This window comes from Phocaeicola coprocola DSM 17136 (assembly GCF_000154845.1).
Classification (GTDB): domain Bacteria; phylum Bacteroidota; class Bacteroidia; order Bacteroidales; family Bacteroidaceae; genus Phocaeicola; species Phocaeicola coprocola.
In genome coordinates this window covers 1-14,611 of record NZ_DS981428.1, presented here as the reverse complement: position 1 = coordinate 14,611, position 14,611 = coordinate 1, and the positions used below count along the sequence as shown (strand labels likewise).

Below are 14,611 nucleotides of genomic sequence, written 5' to 3'. Positions count from 1 at the left end.
ACGTTAATAAAGAAAACCGAACAACCATAAAGGTATTTGGTTTCCATGTCCTAATTCTGATTTATGCATGGCATAATAGATATTAGGATTGTTCTTGAACTTATATCCTTCATTGCAAATGCGGAAGTTTAAATTTTCGTCTACTATGAAAGATGTTCCTTTTTCTCCTTTGTTTACTTTATGGTCTTTCCATAGTGAATTAACGAAAAATGTTTCCAGAACATCTTGCTCTTCTACTTTTACCGGATAAATACTGTACATCAGATTTGTATTATGCATCATGATTTTAGCCGGCTTTTTGGGGAAGACCTCACCTTTGGGATAAACCATATTTATGAGTCGTGCGTCGGCAAGATACTTGATATAGTTCATTACTGTAGCACGAGAGGTTTGTATGTCGGTAGCCAGTTGACTGACATTAGGGGCAACTGGACCATCCACTGCCAACAAATATAATAATTTTTTTATTTTGGATAGATATTTTAGTTCAATTTGTTTGATAAGAAGTATGTCTACTTCTATCATCATATTCATGGTTTTTAATAAGTTTTCTGAGAAGTTTCTTTTTTCCAGAAAAAAAGGATAAAATCCATGATGTATGTAGTCTTGAAAATAGTTAAGCGGATTTGTGTGAGGTAATATTGTTTTAGCTATATGTTCGTGGTTATTCAATATTTCTTCCAATGAATAAGAAGAAAAATGATTGCCTGTTTGGAGATTTAAGAACTCTCTGAATGAAAATCCGCGTAGATTGTAGGAACGGACAATTCCATTCAGCTCTGGATTTTCGTCTTTCAGGCGCATTACAGAAGAACCCGTAAAAACAATTTTTAAATTAGGGTAGTGTTCATAACAAGTACGCAAATCATGACTCCAATGAGGCAACTTGAATACTTGGTCGATAAGCAGCACTTTACCTCCTCGCTTAACGAATTCGCCGGCAAAATCGACCAGACTGCATTGAGAGAAATAGAAGTTATTCATGTTTACGAACAAACATGAGCGATCAAAACCAAATTTTTCTTTTGCATATTGCAATAAGAATGTTGTTTTACCTACTCCTCGTGTACCTTTGATACCTATCAAGCGAGCACTCCAATCTATTTCATCCATCAGGTCGCGTCGCACAGGGGCATTGGTATGTTCGACCAAATAATTATGTGTTCTGTAAAATACTTCCATGAATCTCTGTTTCTTCGGTGCAAATATAGTAATAGTTCATCAATTTGCAAACTGGAGTTGACAAAATATTCTTTTTTACGTTAACTTTGTATCTTGTAAAAAAGGTATTTTTATGCGAAACGAAATTTATCTCTTTAACCCGGAAAATGATATGGCTTTAGCCAATTTTACTCCTTATTATAAAGCTCCTTCTGAAATAATTCGTATGGCGAATGATTTATCTGTGCTTCCCGCATGGTATGCACCAGAAGGAAGTACGATAAAAGTAGACTCCTTGTCACGTGTGTCTTTGTGGAGAGAACAGTGTCCGGCGTCAGATTTTCTTCCTGATGTAATATGGAGTGCTGAATGGGAAAATATGCCTTATAAACCATGGGGCTGGAGTCCTTCTTTGCTTTATACTTTAAGGAAGGCTGGGGTAAATGATAGCTTTCTTTTGTCGGATATGCAGATGGGGCAAATAAGAGTACTTTCTGGACGGCAATGTTGTGTGAAAATATTGGAGAGCTTTTCGCGCATGGATGGTTTATGTGGTAAGGCAATGACATGTAATTCTATGACCCAAGTGAAAAAGTATATTACTTCTTTGGAAAGATGTGTCTTAAAAGCTCCGTGGTCCGGAAGTGGAAGAGGTATTATGTATGTGTCTTCTAAGGAATGGAATGACTCTGCTGAGGGATGGGTGTCGCGTGTATTGCGGGTGCAGGGCGAAATTATGGTAGAACCTTTATATAATAAGGTATGTGATTTTGCAATGGAGTTTTATGCGGACGGAAATGGTAGTGTTAGTTTTGTTGGCTACTCTCTGTTTGATACTGACGCACATGGAAACTACAAGGGGAATTTTTTATTATCAGATGGACAGATAAAAAAGATTCTGTCGCAGTATATACCTGATGAGGTTTTTGATAATGTTTGCCGGACTATGGAAGGAAGTCTTGCCTCGCTGTTGAATAAAGATTATTGTGGATTCTTGGGAGTAGATATGATGATCTGTTTAGAAGATGGAAGATATTTACTTCATCCTTGTGTAGAGATTAATTTGCGTATGAATATGGGAGTCGTATCACATACGATATTCAATCGTTATGTGCATTGCTTAAGCCATGGTAAGTATATTGTGAAATATTATTCTGAAGATGGAGAGGCTTGGGATGCATTTTGTCAAATGAAAGCAACTTATAAATTGCATTTATGCGATGGTAAACTCGCTGAAGGATATATGCCTCTTACTCCTGTGAAGCAGGATACGCATTATCATGCATTTTTGTTACTAGACAGGATTTAATATTTTTTATTCTTTCCTCCAAAGAATCCCCGTACTCTACGTAATATTTTGATACCGGTCATTAAACCATCATATGCAGCAATACCCATATTGATTTGTTGCATTAAGCTGTCTATTTTGTTCTGACCTTGCTGAGGGATAAATAATTGTTGTGACAGATTATGCATTCGGTCTTTGGAAAGTTTCAATTCTTTTTGTTTGGCAAGTCTACGTTCTCTGATACTTTCAATACTGTATGTAATAGGCTGTTCTGTTTTCATTGTTTGAAACTTAAAGTGAGTTGTTGGAAGAGTCATCTAAAAATAATCTTGCTAAAAAATTAACCATTGGCTGAAATATTAATTTTTGGCGCAATCTGTAAATTATAAACGCAAGTAATATGAGTATTCCGCCTATAATAGCATATCCGGCAACTAAACTGTCTGTAGCCGATGCTAATACATATACCAGCATAAAAGAAAGGTAGAATGCTGCCATTGTGCCTAATATAATAAGGACAAATATAAGGGTCAGAGTAGATAACAGAATAGTTAGCTTTTCTACTAAGTCTAACTTGGCATATTCTCCTTGTAATTTTAGATATTTCTTTACTTCTTTAAATAATTCAGTTAGATTGTCGATGCTTTTATCATTAGCAAACATAGGCATTGGTTTTTAGATGAAGAAAGGCAGACTTTTTCATTCGTTTCTGTAAAAGTCTGCCTTTAGTTTTCATTAATTCGGTTATTCTGCATCTTTTACTTCTGATGCGATTTGGTCTACCAAATCATCCATTTCTTCACGGTTCAGTCGGATTCCCTTTTTACGTAAAAGTTCTGCAATTTTGCTACGAGTATCTTCACCTTTTTCTGGTGCGAATAAAACACCTGCTGCTGCTCCTAATGCTAGTCCACCTAAGAATGCAGCTACTACGTTTAATGCTTTCATAAGTATGGTCTTTATTGTTATTACATTTACAAATATAAGTAAATCTTTGAGATATTATTTCTTTTGTGCGGAAAAAACTTTTATTGCTGCTAATCCTATTTGGATATTAACAGATTTTAATATTATAAGTACTATCAGGTGCTTTTATATTACTACTTTTGCAAGTAAATTTTGAAATGCTGAAAATTGAACAATAAACTTAAATAAAATTTCAGTCAACATGAAAAAGATCGTTGTATTGGGAATGGGATTATGCGTTGCTTTAGCATTCTCTTCCTGCAAATCAAGTGAAAGTGCTTACAAGAAAGCTTACGAAAAAGCTAAACAGCAAGAGTTAGCTGATGCTTCGGCTGCTAGCACTACTACAGAAGCTCCTGCAGAAATTGTAGCTCCGGTAGAAACTGCTCCTGTAGCTCCTGTAACTTCAGCTCCAGTACGTGAAGAAAAGGTAGAATTGGTATCAGGTGAAGGACTTCGAGCATATAGCGTGGTTTGCGGTAGCTTCGGTGTTAAATCGAACGCAGATGGCTTGAAGGCTCAAATGGATAATGAGGGTTATAATGCAAAGGTTGTTTATAATGCTCAAAATAACATGTATCGTGTTATCGTAGAGTCTTTTGATACTCGTAGCGAAGCTGCCCGTGCTAGAGATGCTTTTAAAGCAAAATACCCAAATCGTAAAGATTTCCAGGGAGCATGGTTGCTGTATAGAGTTAATTAATATGGCCGATAAGTAAGAAATATTATTCTATAAAGCGTATTTGAAGCGATAGCATTTAGGCTATCGCTTTTTTTTGTACCTTTGTTCGGCAAAAATGAATAATGTAGTAATTATGAAAATGAAACTAGTAGCTGTGATGGCTCTCATAGCTTTCCCTTTTATTGCGTATGCACAAGAAAAAGTTGTGCCTTTGAAATATGGTAATATGGATCAGTGGGTTACACGTAAGATACATGAATCGGGTGTAATTGGAGGTGATACTAAATTATTATATGAGGTAGGGCCTGCAAAAGTAATAGAAGGGAATGAAGCATACGTAAATCAAGGTGGATCTCCTTGGGCAAATTCCAATGTTATGGCAAAAGTTATGGGTATTGTAAAGACAAATACCAGTGTTTATCCGGAGCGTCGGGGAAATGGGTATTGTGCTCGTTTGGAAACTCATATTGAAAGCGTGAAAGTATTAGGATTGGTTAATATAACTGTATTGGCTTCAGGTTCTATGTTTTTAGGAGATATGAAGGAACCTATTACGGGAACAAAAGATGGAGAAAAAGCTTTAAATTCTGGTGTAAAGTTTACTTCTCGTCCTAAAGCAGTACGTTATGATTATAAGGTGCAGATGTCTGGTGAGGCAAATCGTATAAAACAGACAGGTTTTAGTCGTAAAAGTGTTGTTCCTGGACAAGATTGCGCTATTATGACTTGTTTGCTTCAGAAGCGTACGGAAGATGCTAATGGAAATATTATTGCCAAACGTGTGGGTACAGCTGTTGTGCGTTATAGCCGTACTGAAGGATGGAATGATAAGGCTACTTATGAAATAAAGTATGGTGATATAACTCATGATTCTAGCTATGATCCAGAACTCATGAAATTGGGAGTTGGAGGATATTATGCGCGAAATAGTAAAGGCGAAAGTGTGCTTATACAAGAAAATGGCTGGGCAGATTCTGATGAAGCTCCTACACATCTGATATTGCAGTTTACTTCTAGTTTGGGAGGAGCGTTTGTCGGATCTCCAGGTAATAAATTTTGGATAGATAATGTGTGCTTAGTGTATTAATTAATTTTAGAGGAGGATGATGATCTTCCTCTTTTTGTTTTATATGGTCGTAAATATTCGGTGAATATTGATTAATAAGTATGGCAAAAGTTATTGCGATATATGTTGCTCTTTTATTTTCGTGGTGAAAAAATATAAAAAGCTGCTGGCTGTATGTCCGGTATTCGACAAATTTTGTATTTTTGTCGGCAACTATGAGTAGAATTTTAGCAATAGATTACGGAAGGAAGCGTACGGGAATAGCTGTTTCAGATCCATTGCAGATTATCGCTAGCGGATTGACAACTGTACCCACGCATCAGTTAATGGATTTCTTGTTGAATTATATCAAGCAAGAGCAAGTAGAGTGTATCATTATTGGGCATCCGAAACAATTGAATAACGAGGATTCTGAAAACATGAAAAATATTATTCCTTTTATAAATCGCCTGAAAAAGATACTGCCTGATATGCCGGTACAGTTGGTTGATGAACGTTTTACTTCTGTTTTAGCGCATCAAACAATGTTGGCTGGTGGGCTGAAAAAAAAGGATCGACAGAATAAGGCATTAGTCGATGAAATAAGTGCTACTATTATTTTGCAATCTTATCTCGAGTCAAGAAGAATTTAAAAACTAAAAAATAAAAAAGAAATGATTTTACCTATTTATGTATATGGTCAGCCGGTTCTTCGTCAAGAGGCTGAAGATATAACTCCAGATTATCCTAATTTGAAAGAACTGATTCAGAATATGTTCGAAACAATGGATCGTGCAGATGGTGTTGGACTTGCTGCTCCTCAGGTAGGCTTGCCAATCCGTGTAGTAGTGATTAATTTGGATGTATTGTCTGAAGATATGCCGGAGTTTAAAGATTTCCGTCGTGCATATATTAATCCACATATCCTTGAAACAGGAGAGGAACTTGTTTCTATGGAGGAGGGATGTTTAAGCTTACCTGGAATACATGAAGCTGTAAAGCGTCCTGATAAAATACATGTTACTTATTTAGATGAAGATATGAATCCTCATGATGAGTGGGTTGAAGGTTATCTGGCTCGTGTAATGCAGCATGAATTTGATCATTTGGATGGTACAATGTTTATTGATCATTTGTCTGCGTTGCGTAAACAGATGATAAAGGGTAAACTTAATAATATGCTGAAAGGAAAGGCGCGGTGTGCCTACAAGGTGAAAACTGTAAAATGATTCGAAAGCTTCTATATATATTATATATAATAGGTGTATATTGGCCATTATCTCTACATGCTCAGATCAATACAGATAGGGTAATGACAATTGGACGAAACGCTCTGTATTTTGAAGATTATGTACTTTCTATTCAGTATTTTAATCAGGTAATAAATGCTAAACCTTATTTGGCTGAACCTTATTTTTATCGAGGTTTGGCGAAAATGAATTTGGATGATTACCAGGGTGCTGAAAATGATTGTACCGAAGCTATCAAGCGTAATCCTTTTGTGCCGAATGCATATCAGATAAGAGGTATATCTCGTATTCGTCAGGAAAAGTTTAAAGATGCTATACAAGATTATGAAAAAGCATTGAAGCTGGATCCAGAGAATATTAGTTTGTGGCATAATTTGGCTTTATGTCGGATGCGTGAAGAGGATTATGCTTTGGCAAAAGCAGACTTGGATACGTTGATTCGCATTGCTCCGCGCTATACAGATGCCTATTTGATGCGTACAGAGGTTTCGTTGAAACAAAAAGATACCCTTCAGGCCATGACTGATGCTGATAGAGCCATAGAAATGGATCGTTATAATTCTGATACATGGGCTTCGCGAGGGATGTTGTTTATGCAGCGCGAAAAATATGCTGATGCAGAAACTGATTTAACAGAGGCAATCCGTTTATCTGTTCGAAGTGCAGGTTTGTTTATTAATCGTGCATTGGCTCGTTATTATCAAAATAATTTGAGGGGGGCTATGCAGGATTATGATTTTGCATTAGATATTGACCGTAATAATTTTATCGGGCATTATAATCGCGGTTTATTACGTGCTCAGGTTGGTGATGATAATCGTGCTATAGAGGACTTTGATTTTGTTTTAAAGGTAGAGCCAGATAATATGATGGCAATATTTAATCGCGGTTTGTTGCGTGATAAAACAGGAGACTACTCTGGAGCTATGGAAGATTATACTGCAGTTATAGATGAATATCCTAACTTCTTGACTGGATATCAGTATCGTGCTCAGGCGCGTCGTAAGATTGGAGATTTGAGGGGCGCGGATGAAGATGAGTTTAAGGTATTAAAAGCTCAGCTTGATGCTCAGAATGGTAAGACTTCTCAGAAACAAACGGCTTCGGCGGATGATAAAACCCGTAAGAAGTCGGATAAAAATATGAATAACTATCGTAAAATTATCGTAGCTGATTCTGAGGATGAAACAACAAAATATAAGACGGATTATCGTGGTCGTGTTCAGGATAGAAATGTAACGATTCTTCCACAACCGATGTTTGCGTTGACATATTACGAGAAAGGTGAGGAGGTAAAACGACAAATTAACTATTCTAAATACATCGATGATTTGAATAATCGTCATGTGTTGCCATTACGTTTATTGATTATTAATAACGAAACTTCATTGACCGAAGAGCAAGTGAAACTGCATTTTGCATCGATTGATGAGGTGACGGAAAAGATAGTAAAAGACCCGGATAATGTGATGCACTATTATGCTCGTGCTACAGATTTTTATTTGGTGCAGGATTTTGATAACGCATTAAGTGATCTGGATGCAGCAATAGAATGTGATTCAACTTTCTTTCCTGCTTATTTCATGCGCGCACTAATTCATTATAAGCAATTGGAGTATCGTAAGCGTGATACCGAAGCGGAGTATGAGATGAAAGTTGATAATAATAGTCAACAGCAAGTTAGAGTTTTAGATTATGCAGCTATTCGTCGTGATTTGGATGAAGTGATTCGTCTGGCTCCTGATTTTACATATGCTTATTATAATCGTGGTAATATCTTGGCTGTGATGAAGGATTATCATGCTGCATTAGTAGATTATAACAAGGCTATTGAGCTTGATTCTCGCTTTTCTGATGCGTATTATAACCGCGGACTGACGAATGTCTTTTTGGGTAATAATCGTCAAGGAATACAAGATTTGAGTAAGGCTGGAGAACTTGGTATATTCTCGGCGTATAGTGTGATAAAACGTTTTACTTCGGTGACGGAGACAAAAGATAAATAAAATGTAGAGAATGAGGAATGGAGGTTTTACGGCTACTAGCTTAAAATTCTTCATTCTTCATTCTTTATTCTTCATTTATTTGTTTAATTTTGCGATTCAATAATAGAACAATACAAAAAATTATGATTAAAATAACTTTTCCTGACGGCTCTGTTCGTGAATACAACGAAGGAGTAACTGGTCTGCAAATAGCAGAAAGTATCAGTTCGCGTTTAGCGCAGGATGTTTTGGCTTGTGCTGTAAATGGCGAAACTATTGATTTGACAAGACCTATCAACGAAGATGCTGAATTCGTACTTTATAAGTGGGAAGATGAGCAAGGTAAGCATGCTTTTTGGCATACAAGTGCCCATTTGCTGGCTGAAGCATTACAAGAATTGTATCCAGGAATTCAGTTTGGTATTGGCCCGGCTATTGAGAATGGGTTCTATTACGATGTTGATCCGGGAGAGGCTGTAATAAAAGAAGGTGACCTGCCTGCTATTGAAAAGAAGATGGCAGAGCTGGCTTCAAAGAAAGAAGAACTGGTTCGTAAGAGCATATCTAAGGAAGATGCCTTGAAAATGTTTGGTGAAAGAGGTGAAACTTATAAGTGTGAGCTGATTTCAGAACTTGAAGATGGACATATTACTACTTATACTCAGGGAGCTTTCACAGATCTTTGTAGAGGACCGCATTTGCCTTCTACTGCTCCTGTTAAGGCTATCAAGTTGCTCTCTGTAGCAGGTGCTTACTGGAGAGGACAGGAAGACCGTAAGCAGATGACCCGTATTTATGGTATCACTTTCCCAAAAAAGAAAATGCTTGATGAGTATCTTGCACTTCTGGAAGAAGCAAAGAAACGTGATCATCGTAAGATCGGTAAAGAAATGGATTTGTTCATGTTCTCTGATACTGTTGGTAAAGGTCTTCCTATGTGGTTGCCGAAGGGAACAGCGTTACGTATCCGTTTGCAGGACTTCTTGCGTCGTATCCAGGCTCGTTACGATTATCAGGAAGTAATGTGCCCGCCTATTGGTAATAAATTGCTTTATGTGACTTCAGGACACTATGCTAAGTACGGAAAGGATGCATTCCAGCCTATTCATACTCCAGAGGAAGGTGAAGAATACTTCTTGAAACCAATGAACTGTCCTCATCACTGTATGATCTATAAGAATACTCCTCGCTCATATCGCGATCTACCTTTACGTATTGCAGAATTTGGTACAGTTTGCCGTTATGAACAAAGTGGAGAACTTCATGGATTGACTCGTGTTCGTAGCTTTACTCAGGATGATGCGCATATTTTCTGCCGTCCTGACCAGGTAAAAGATGAATTCTTGCGAGTTATGGATATTATATCTATTGTATTCAAGTCTATGGGACTTGAAAACTTCGAAGCGCAAATCTCTTTGCGTGATAAAGTTAATCGCGAGAAGTATATTGGTAGTGATGAAAACTGGGAAAAAGCAGAACAGGCAATTGTCGAAGCTTGCGAAGAAAAAGGTTTAAAGGCTAAAGTTGAATATGGCGAAGCTGCTTTTTATGGACCGAAATTGGACTTTATGGTTAAGGATGCCATTGGACGTCGTTGGCAGCTGGGTACTATTCAGGTAGATTACAATTTGCCAGAACGCTTCCAGTTGGAATATATGGGATCAGATAATCAGAAACATCGTCCGGTGATGATCCATCGTGCTCCTTTTGGTTCAATGGAACGTTTTGTCGCAGTTCTGATTGAACATACAGCTGGTAAGTTCCCGTTGTGGTTGACTCCTGATCAGGTAGCAATTTTACCAATTTCTGAAAAATTCAATGATTATGCAAATCAAGTTCGCTTAGAATTGAAGAAGAGCGACATTCGTGCTATTGTGGATGACCGTAACGAAAAAATCGGTAGAAAGATCCGTGATAACGAAATGAAACGTATTCCGTATATGCTGATTGTTGGTGAAAAAGAGGCTGAAAATGGTGAAGTAGCTGTACGTAAACAGGGAGAAGGTGATAAAGGAACCATGAAAATTGAAGATTTTGCAAAAAATGTTGCAGAAGAAGTTCATAATATGATAAATAAATGGTAACTTTGCAACCGTTTCGGAAGAAAAGTATTTACTTCGCTTCTGAAATTAGGCAAAATAATTTATAATTTTAAAAAGCAAACAAGGAAGAAAAGAATTTTAATGAAGAATGACACTTTAAAAGGGCAACACCGAATCAATGAACAGATTCGTGCCAAAGAAGTACGTATTGTGGGAGATGATATCGAATCAGCTGTATATCCAATAGCTCAGGCTTTGAAATTGGCTGAAGAACATGATGCTGATTTAGTTGAAATTTCACCCAACGCTGTTCCTCCAGTTTGTAGAATTATAGATTATTCTAAATTCCTTTATCAGTTAAAGAAACGTGCAAAGGAACAAAAGGCGAAGCAGGTAAAAGTCAATGTGAAGGAAATACGTTTCGGACCTCAGACTGATGAGCATGATTATAACTTTAAGCTAAAGCACGCTATTGGCTTTTTGCAAGATGGTGATAAAGTAAAGGCTTATGTGTTCTTTAAAGGACGTTCGATCTTATTTAAAGAACAAGGTGAAGTGTTACTTTTACGTTTTGCTAATGACTTGGAAGAATATGCTAAAGTTGAACAGATGCCGCTTTTGGAAGGTAAGAGAATGACTATTTCTTTATCACCTAAAAAGGCTACAGCTCCTAAAAAAGTTGTAAAACCAGCTACGCCAAAACCAGAAGAAGCTTAACTTAATAGGAAAAAAGAGCGTGTAATGCGCCGGTATAGTGCGTTACCGCCATTCAGTAATAATAATTAAAATTTAATAAGATGCCAAAGGTAAAAACTAACTCCGGTTCTAAAAAAAGATTCGCTCTTACCGGAACAGGTAAAATCAAGAGAAAGCACGCTTTTCACAGTCACATTTTGACTAAGAAAACTAAGAAACAGAAAAGAAACCTTGTACACTCAGGATTGGTACATAGTGCTAACCTGGCTCAGGTTAAGGAACTTCTTTGCATGAAGTAATCTTAGTATAAAAAGCGTAAACGTATCATTTTAAATTATCAACCGAATGTATTAGCTTTAAGTTCGATTGTAAAATATCGGCGCTATCATTCAAAAAAGAATTAAAACTATGCCAAGATCAGTAAATCACGTTGCTTCTAGAGCAAAAAGAAAGAAAATTTTAGGTTTAACCAGAGGTTATTTTGGTGCAAGAAAGAATGTTTGGACCGTTGCTAAGAATACTTGGGAAAAAGGTCTGACTTATGCATACCGTGACCGTAAGAATAAAAAACGTAACTTCCGCGCATTGTGGATTCAGCGTATTAATGCTGCTGCACGTTTGGAAGGTATGTCTTATTCAAAATTGATGGGTGCATTGCACAAAGCAGGTATTGAAATCAATCGTAAGGTTTTGGCTGATTTAGCTGTAAACCATCCTGAAGCATTCAAGGCTGTTGTTGCAAAAGCAAAAGCTGCTTAAATAGGAACGATTAACGTATAAGAAAAGAGTATCACTCAAAAGGTGGTACTCTTTTTTGTATAGTATGCTCGGCATGAGTATTAGCTAACGGGTGCAAGTCCCCAATGAGCCCTAATAGCGGGAATCATACAGCCAATAGCAAGGGTGTCCATCGTGAGGTGGAATCTGAAAGAAGCTGGCGGCAAACATCTGGTCTGACGAACAGAAACTTCATATAAGGCATAAAAACCGTGGGTAAGGTTGCTACCCAAACCAAAGCCCTATAGCTATTCGGAACGGTTAATGTAGATGAAGCAGACATAAGATTGAAAGTTAATACCCTTATCCGAGGAGGTCTCACGGACGCATGAAAATAGAAAAAAATCGAAATCAGCGGAGTAAAGCTTGCCGTGAGAAGTCAGCAGAAGTCATAGTAGCAAACGAGCCGATAGGTTTGCGAAGGACTGAACCTAATAATTAAACGATAGTAATTGAAACATACCTAATGAAAGAACGAATGCAGAAAACATTATCCGAAGTTAATGACTGCCCTCAAAGAGATAGGTCGGAAACCGAATGGTATGAGGGAGTGCAGACTTTCATGTGGATATGTGAAGACAACATCGTGGAAGTACCATTCGACAAGGAACACCTTTTCGAGCAAATCCTGAGTCCTGCGAACCTAAACCGATCCTATAAGGCAGTGATTGGAAACAAGGGCTGTGGCGGTATCGACAATATGTCATGTGAACAATTGTTTTTATGGCTATTAGCCAACAAAGATGCGCTCATCCGTTCCTTGATGGACGGTTCTTACCGTCCGAACCCCGTCAAAAGGGTAGAAATCCCCAAGGACAATGGCAAGATGCGTCTATTAGGAATCCCCACTGTGGTAGACCGTTTGGTGCAACAAGCCATTAACCAAGTTCTGAGTCCTATATATGAGAAACAATTCTCCAGGAGAAGTTATGGCTTCCGTCCGAGAAGAGGTTGTCATGACGCGGTGAGAGGAGCCCAAGAGATAAATCAATACAGGCTACACGTACGTTGTAGACCTTGACCTTGAACGCTTCTTCGATACCCGTGAACCATAGCAAACTCATAGAAATTCTCAGCCGCACTATTAAAGACGGCAGAGTTGTCAGTCTGATACACAAATATCTCCGAAGCGGTGTAATGAACAAAGGTCTGTTCGAAGTGAGCGAGGAAGGAACTCCCCAAGGAGGACCACTAAGTCCATTGTTAAGTAATATTATGCTCAATGAGCTGGACAAGGAACTCGAACGCAGAGGACTTCCTTTTGTGCGGTATGCCGATGACTCGATGATATTCTGTAAGTCCAAAAGGGCAGCAAGAAGAGTCAAAGAGTCCATAACCCGATTTATAGAGGGAACTCTATATCTTAAAGTCAACAAGGAAAAGACTGTAGTATCGTATGTTCGAGGAGTGAAGTATCTCGGTTATTCCTTTTATGTAATGAAAGGCAAATATCGCCTTACAGTACACCCTAAATCCAAAGCAAAGATGAAATTGAGCCTCAAAGAGCTGACTAATCGTAGCAATGGATGGGGATACGTCAAGAGGAAACAGAAGCTGAAAGATTACATACGTGGGTGGATTGGATACTATCACCTTGCCGATATGAAACGCTTTCTTCTTGACACAGATGAGTGGTTAAGACGTAGAATACGTATGTGTATATGGAAAGCTTGGAAGAAACCCAAGACCAAGGTGGGGAACCTCATTAAATGCGGTATAGAAAAATATAAGGCATGTGAATGGGGTAACACTCGCAAAGGTTATTGGCGTATCGCTGACAGTCCTATATTGAAAGTGGCGATAAATAATGATAGCCTGCGAAAAGCAGGATATCCTACCTTAATGGGCTCGTATCTCGAATGGTACCCAAAATAGGAACCGCCGTATGCCGAACGGCACGTACGGTGGTGTGAGAGGTCGGTGAACATGAAAATAGGAGATAAACACCTATGATTAATGTTTACCTCCTACTCGATTTTATCGAAAATATTAAGAGTAGATTGCTGTAGATAATAATAGTATGTCTGTGCCTGCTACATATAAAATAACTGACTAATATTTTGTTTTTTCAGATTAAAGTATTATTTTTGTAATACAAGAATGAAGCCGCACTTGCAGAATCGGGAAACTCATCAAATTATAAGAAATACCGAGAACAGCTTCATCTTCCAATGGCGGGCCACGCCTTCGGGTAGCATTTATGCCGGTGGATTACAAAGGGGGAGAGCACTCAAATCATGTTTATCGGAGTTTCGTCACGCCTCTGGTGCGGCTTTTCTTTTATAGTAAGCGAAAGATTTTATATCGATTTGATATATAATCTTCGCTTTATTTTTTTTATCATGCTTTTTAGGGATTCCTTTGATTTTTAATTGCAGTTTATATGATATTTTATTTTTCTGGAACAGGTAATTCGCGATGGGTGGCTGAATCTCTTGGAAAAAGATTGGGGGATGCGGTAGAGGATATAGCAGATGTGAAAATTGAGAAAGAAGAATATACCCTGTCAGAAGGAGAAATATTAGGGTTTGTTTTTCCTGTTTATGCATGGGCACCTCCTACTATTGTGATGGATTTTATTTCTTTGCTTCGTCTATCTTCAGCTCCTAAGTATGTATTTTTTGTATGTACTTGCGGTGATGATTCAGGTAAGACTGCTGATATTTTTTGTAAAGCAATTAAAGAGAAGGGTTGGGAATGTAACGCAGGATTTTCTGTA

15 protein-coding genes and 1 pseudogene are annotated in these 14,611 nt (G+C 37.8%); 12 read left to right on the top strand and 4 right to left on the bottom strand.

Annotation, left to right across the window (positions count from 1 at the left end):
* Window positions 1–3: 3 nt before the first annotated feature.
* Window positions 4–1,182, bottom strand: a complete 1,179-nt coding sequence (locus BACCOP_RS00090; protein ID WP_007564779.1) for an ATP-binding protein — start codon at window positions 1,180–1,182, stop codon at window positions 4–6.
* A gap of 112 nt (window positions 1,183–1,294) precedes the next feature.
* Between BACCOP_RS00090 and BACCOP_RS00085 the strand changes: the two genes are divergently transcribed.
* Window positions 1,295–2,470, top strand: coding sequence for a hypothetical protein (locus BACCOP_RS00085; RefSeq protein WP_007564777.1), 1,176 nt, complete (start codon window positions 1,295–1,297; stop codon window positions 2,468–2,470).
* Here the strand turns inward: BACCOP_RS00085 and BACCOP_RS00080 are convergent.
* The 3 genes from BACCOP_RS00080 to BACCOP_RS00070 form a co-directional block, all read right to left on the bottom strand.
* Entirely contained in the window at window positions 2,467–2,730 is a 264-nt protein-coding gene (locus BACCOP_RS00080; protein ID WP_007564770.1) for a hypothetical protein, read from the bottom strand. The two genes, BACCOP_RS00085 and BACCOP_RS00080, sit on opposite strands and share 4 nt — an antisense overlap.
* 10 nt (window positions 2,731–2,740) lie before the next feature.
* Window positions 2,741–3,112, bottom strand: coding sequence for a phage holin family protein (locus BACCOP_RS00075; RefSeq protein WP_040311657.1), 372 nt, complete (start codon window positions 3,110–3,112; stop codon window positions 2,741–2,743).
* Between the two features lie 81 nt (window positions 3,113–3,193).
* On the bottom strand, window positions 3,194–3,397 hold the full coding sequence (locus tag BACCOP_RS00070; protein WP_007564760.1) for a YtxH domain-containing protein: 204 nt from the start codon (window positions 3,395–3,397) through the stop codon (window positions 3,194–3,196).
* A 220-nt stretch (window positions 3,398–3,617) separates the two neighbouring features.
* Between BACCOP_RS00070 and BACCOP_RS00065 the strand changes: the two genes are divergently transcribed.
* From BACCOP_RS00065 to BACCOP_RS00015, 11 genes and pseudogenes are all read left to right on the top strand, one after another.
* Window positions 3,618–4,118 (top strand): SPOR domain-containing protein, encoded by a 501-nt coding sequence (locus BACCOP_RS00065; RefSeq protein ID WP_007564758.1) that lies wholly within the window; start codon window positions 3,618–3,620, stop codon window positions 4,116–4,118.
* Window positions 4,119–4,236: 118 nt separating this feature from the next.
* On the top strand, window positions 4,237–5,184 hold the full coding sequence (locus tag BACCOP_RS00060; RefSeq protein WP_083779518.1) for a PCMD domain-containing protein: 948 nt from the start codon (window positions 4,237–4,239) through the stop codon (window positions 5,182–5,184).
* A 194-nt stretch (window positions 5,185–5,378) separates the two neighbouring features.
* Window positions 5,379–5,795, top strand: a complete 417-nt coding sequence (gene ruvX, locus BACCOP_RS00055) for a Holliday junction resolvase RuvX (protein WP_007564755.1) — start codon at window positions 5,379–5,381, stop codon at window positions 5,793–5,795.
* A gap of 21 nt (window positions 5,796–5,816) precedes the next feature.
* Window positions 5,817–6,371 carry a peptide deformylase gene (gene def, locus BACCOP_RS00050; protein ID WP_007564753.1) on the top strand — a complete coding sequence of 185 codons (555 nt, stop codon included), beginning with the start codon at window positions 5,817–5,819 and terminating at the stop codon, window positions 6,369–6,371.
* Window positions 6,368–8,398 (top strand): tetratricopeptide repeat protein, encoded by a 2,031-nt coding sequence (locus BACCOP_RS00045; RefSeq protein WP_007564751.1) that lies wholly within the window; start codon window positions 6,368–6,370, stop codon window positions 8,396–8,398. Before def ends, BACCOP_RS00045 begins: the two co-directional genes overlap by 4 nt.
* Before the next feature lie 122 nt (window positions 8,399–8,520).
* The gene (gene thrS, locus BACCOP_RS00040; protein WP_007564749.1) at window positions 8,521–10,461 is read left to right on the top strand and encodes a threonine--tRNA ligase; all 1,941 of its coding nucleotides are present in this window, start codon (window positions 8,521–8,523) and stop codon (window positions 10,459–10,461) included.
* A 99-nt stretch (window positions 10,462–10,560) separates the two neighbouring features.
* Window positions 10,561–11,136: a translation initiation factor IF-3 gene (gene infC / locus BACCOP_RS00035; RefSeq protein ID WP_007564748.1), complete on the top strand. Its 576-nt coding sequence runs from the start codon at window positions 10,561–10,563 to the stop codon at window positions 11,134–11,136.
* Window positions 11,137–11,216: 80 nt separating this feature from the next.
* Window positions 11,217–11,414 carry a 50S ribosomal protein L35 gene (gene rpmI / locus BACCOP_RS00030; RefSeq protein WP_007564747.1) on the top strand — a complete coding sequence of 66 codons (198 nt, stop codon included), beginning with the start codon at window positions 11,217–11,219 and terminating at the stop codon, window positions 11,412–11,414.
* Between the two features lie 109 nt (window positions 11,415–11,523).
* Window positions 11,524–11,874 (top strand): 50S ribosomal protein L20, encoded by a 351-nt coding sequence (rplT, locus tag BACCOP_RS00025; protein WP_007564746.1) that lies wholly within the window; start codon window positions 11,524–11,526, stop codon window positions 11,872–11,874.
* A 484-nt stretch (window positions 11,875–12,358) separates the two neighbouring features.
* Window positions 12,359–13,767 (top strand): annotated as a pseudogene (gene ltrA / locus BACCOP_RS21270) (group II intron reverse transcriptase/maturase).
* A 508-nt stretch (window positions 13,768–14,275) separates the two neighbouring features.
* The coding region (locus BACCOP_RS00015) for an EFR1 family ferrodoxin (RefSeq protein ID WP_007564739.1) at window positions 14,276–14,611 on the top strand (336 nt) is incomplete at its 3' end.

Bases quoted from the DNA above. Each gene is read 5' to 3' on its own strand.
- rplT (WP_007564746.1), top strand. From the start codon at position 11,524: ATGCCAAGATCAGTAAATCACGTTGCTTCTAGAGCAAAAAGAAAGAAA.
- rpmI (WP_007564747.1), top strand. From the start codon at position 11,217: ATGCCAAAGGTAAAAACTAACTCCGGTTCTAAAAAAAGATTCGCTCTT.
- ruvX (WP_007564755.1), top strand. From the start codon at position 5,379: ATGAGTAGAATTTTAGCAATAGATTACGGAAGGAAGCGTACGGGAATA.
- thrS (WP_007564749.1), top strand. From the start codon at position 8,521: ATGATTAAAATAACTTTTCCTGACGGCTCTGTTCGTGAATACAACGAA.
- BACCOP_RS00080 (WP_007564770.1), bottom strand. From the start codon at position 2,730: ATGAAAACAGAACAGCCTATTACATACAGTATTGAAAGTATCAGAGAA.
- BACCOP_RS00065 (WP_007564758.1), top strand. From the start codon at position 3,618: ATGAAAAAGATCGTTGTATTGGGAATGGGATTATGCGTTGCTTTAGCA.
- def (WP_007564753.1), top strand. From the start codon at position 5,817: ATGATTTTACCTATTTATGTATATGGTCAGCCGGTTCTTCGTCAAGAG.
- BACCOP_RS00070 (WP_007564760.1), bottom strand. From the start codon at position 3,397: ATGAAAGCATTAAACGTAGTAGCTGCATTCTTAGGTGGACTAGCATTA.
- BACCOP_RS00060 (WP_083779518.1), top strand. From the start codon at position 4,237: ATGAAACTAGTAGCTGTGATGGCTCTCATAGCTTTCCCTTTTATTGCG.
- BACCOP_RS00085 (WP_007564777.1), top strand. From the start codon at position 1,295: ATGCGAAACGAAATTTATCTCTTTAACCCGGAAAATGATATGGCTTTA.
- BACCOP_RS00075 (WP_040311657.1), bottom strand. From the start codon at position 3,112: ATGTTTGCTAATGATAAAAGCATCGACAATCTAACTGAATTATTTAAA.
- BACCOP_RS00045 (WP_007564751.1), top strand. From the start codon at position 6,368: ATGATTCGAAAGCTTCTATATATATTATATATAATAGGTGTATATTGG.
- infC (WP_007564748.1), top strand. From the start codon at position 10,561: ATGAAGAATGACACTTTAAAAGGGCAACACCGAATCAATGAACAGATT.
- BACCOP_RS00090 (WP_007564779.1), bottom strand. From the start codon at position 1,182: ATGGAAGTATTTTACAGAACACATAATTATTTGGTCGAACATACCAAT.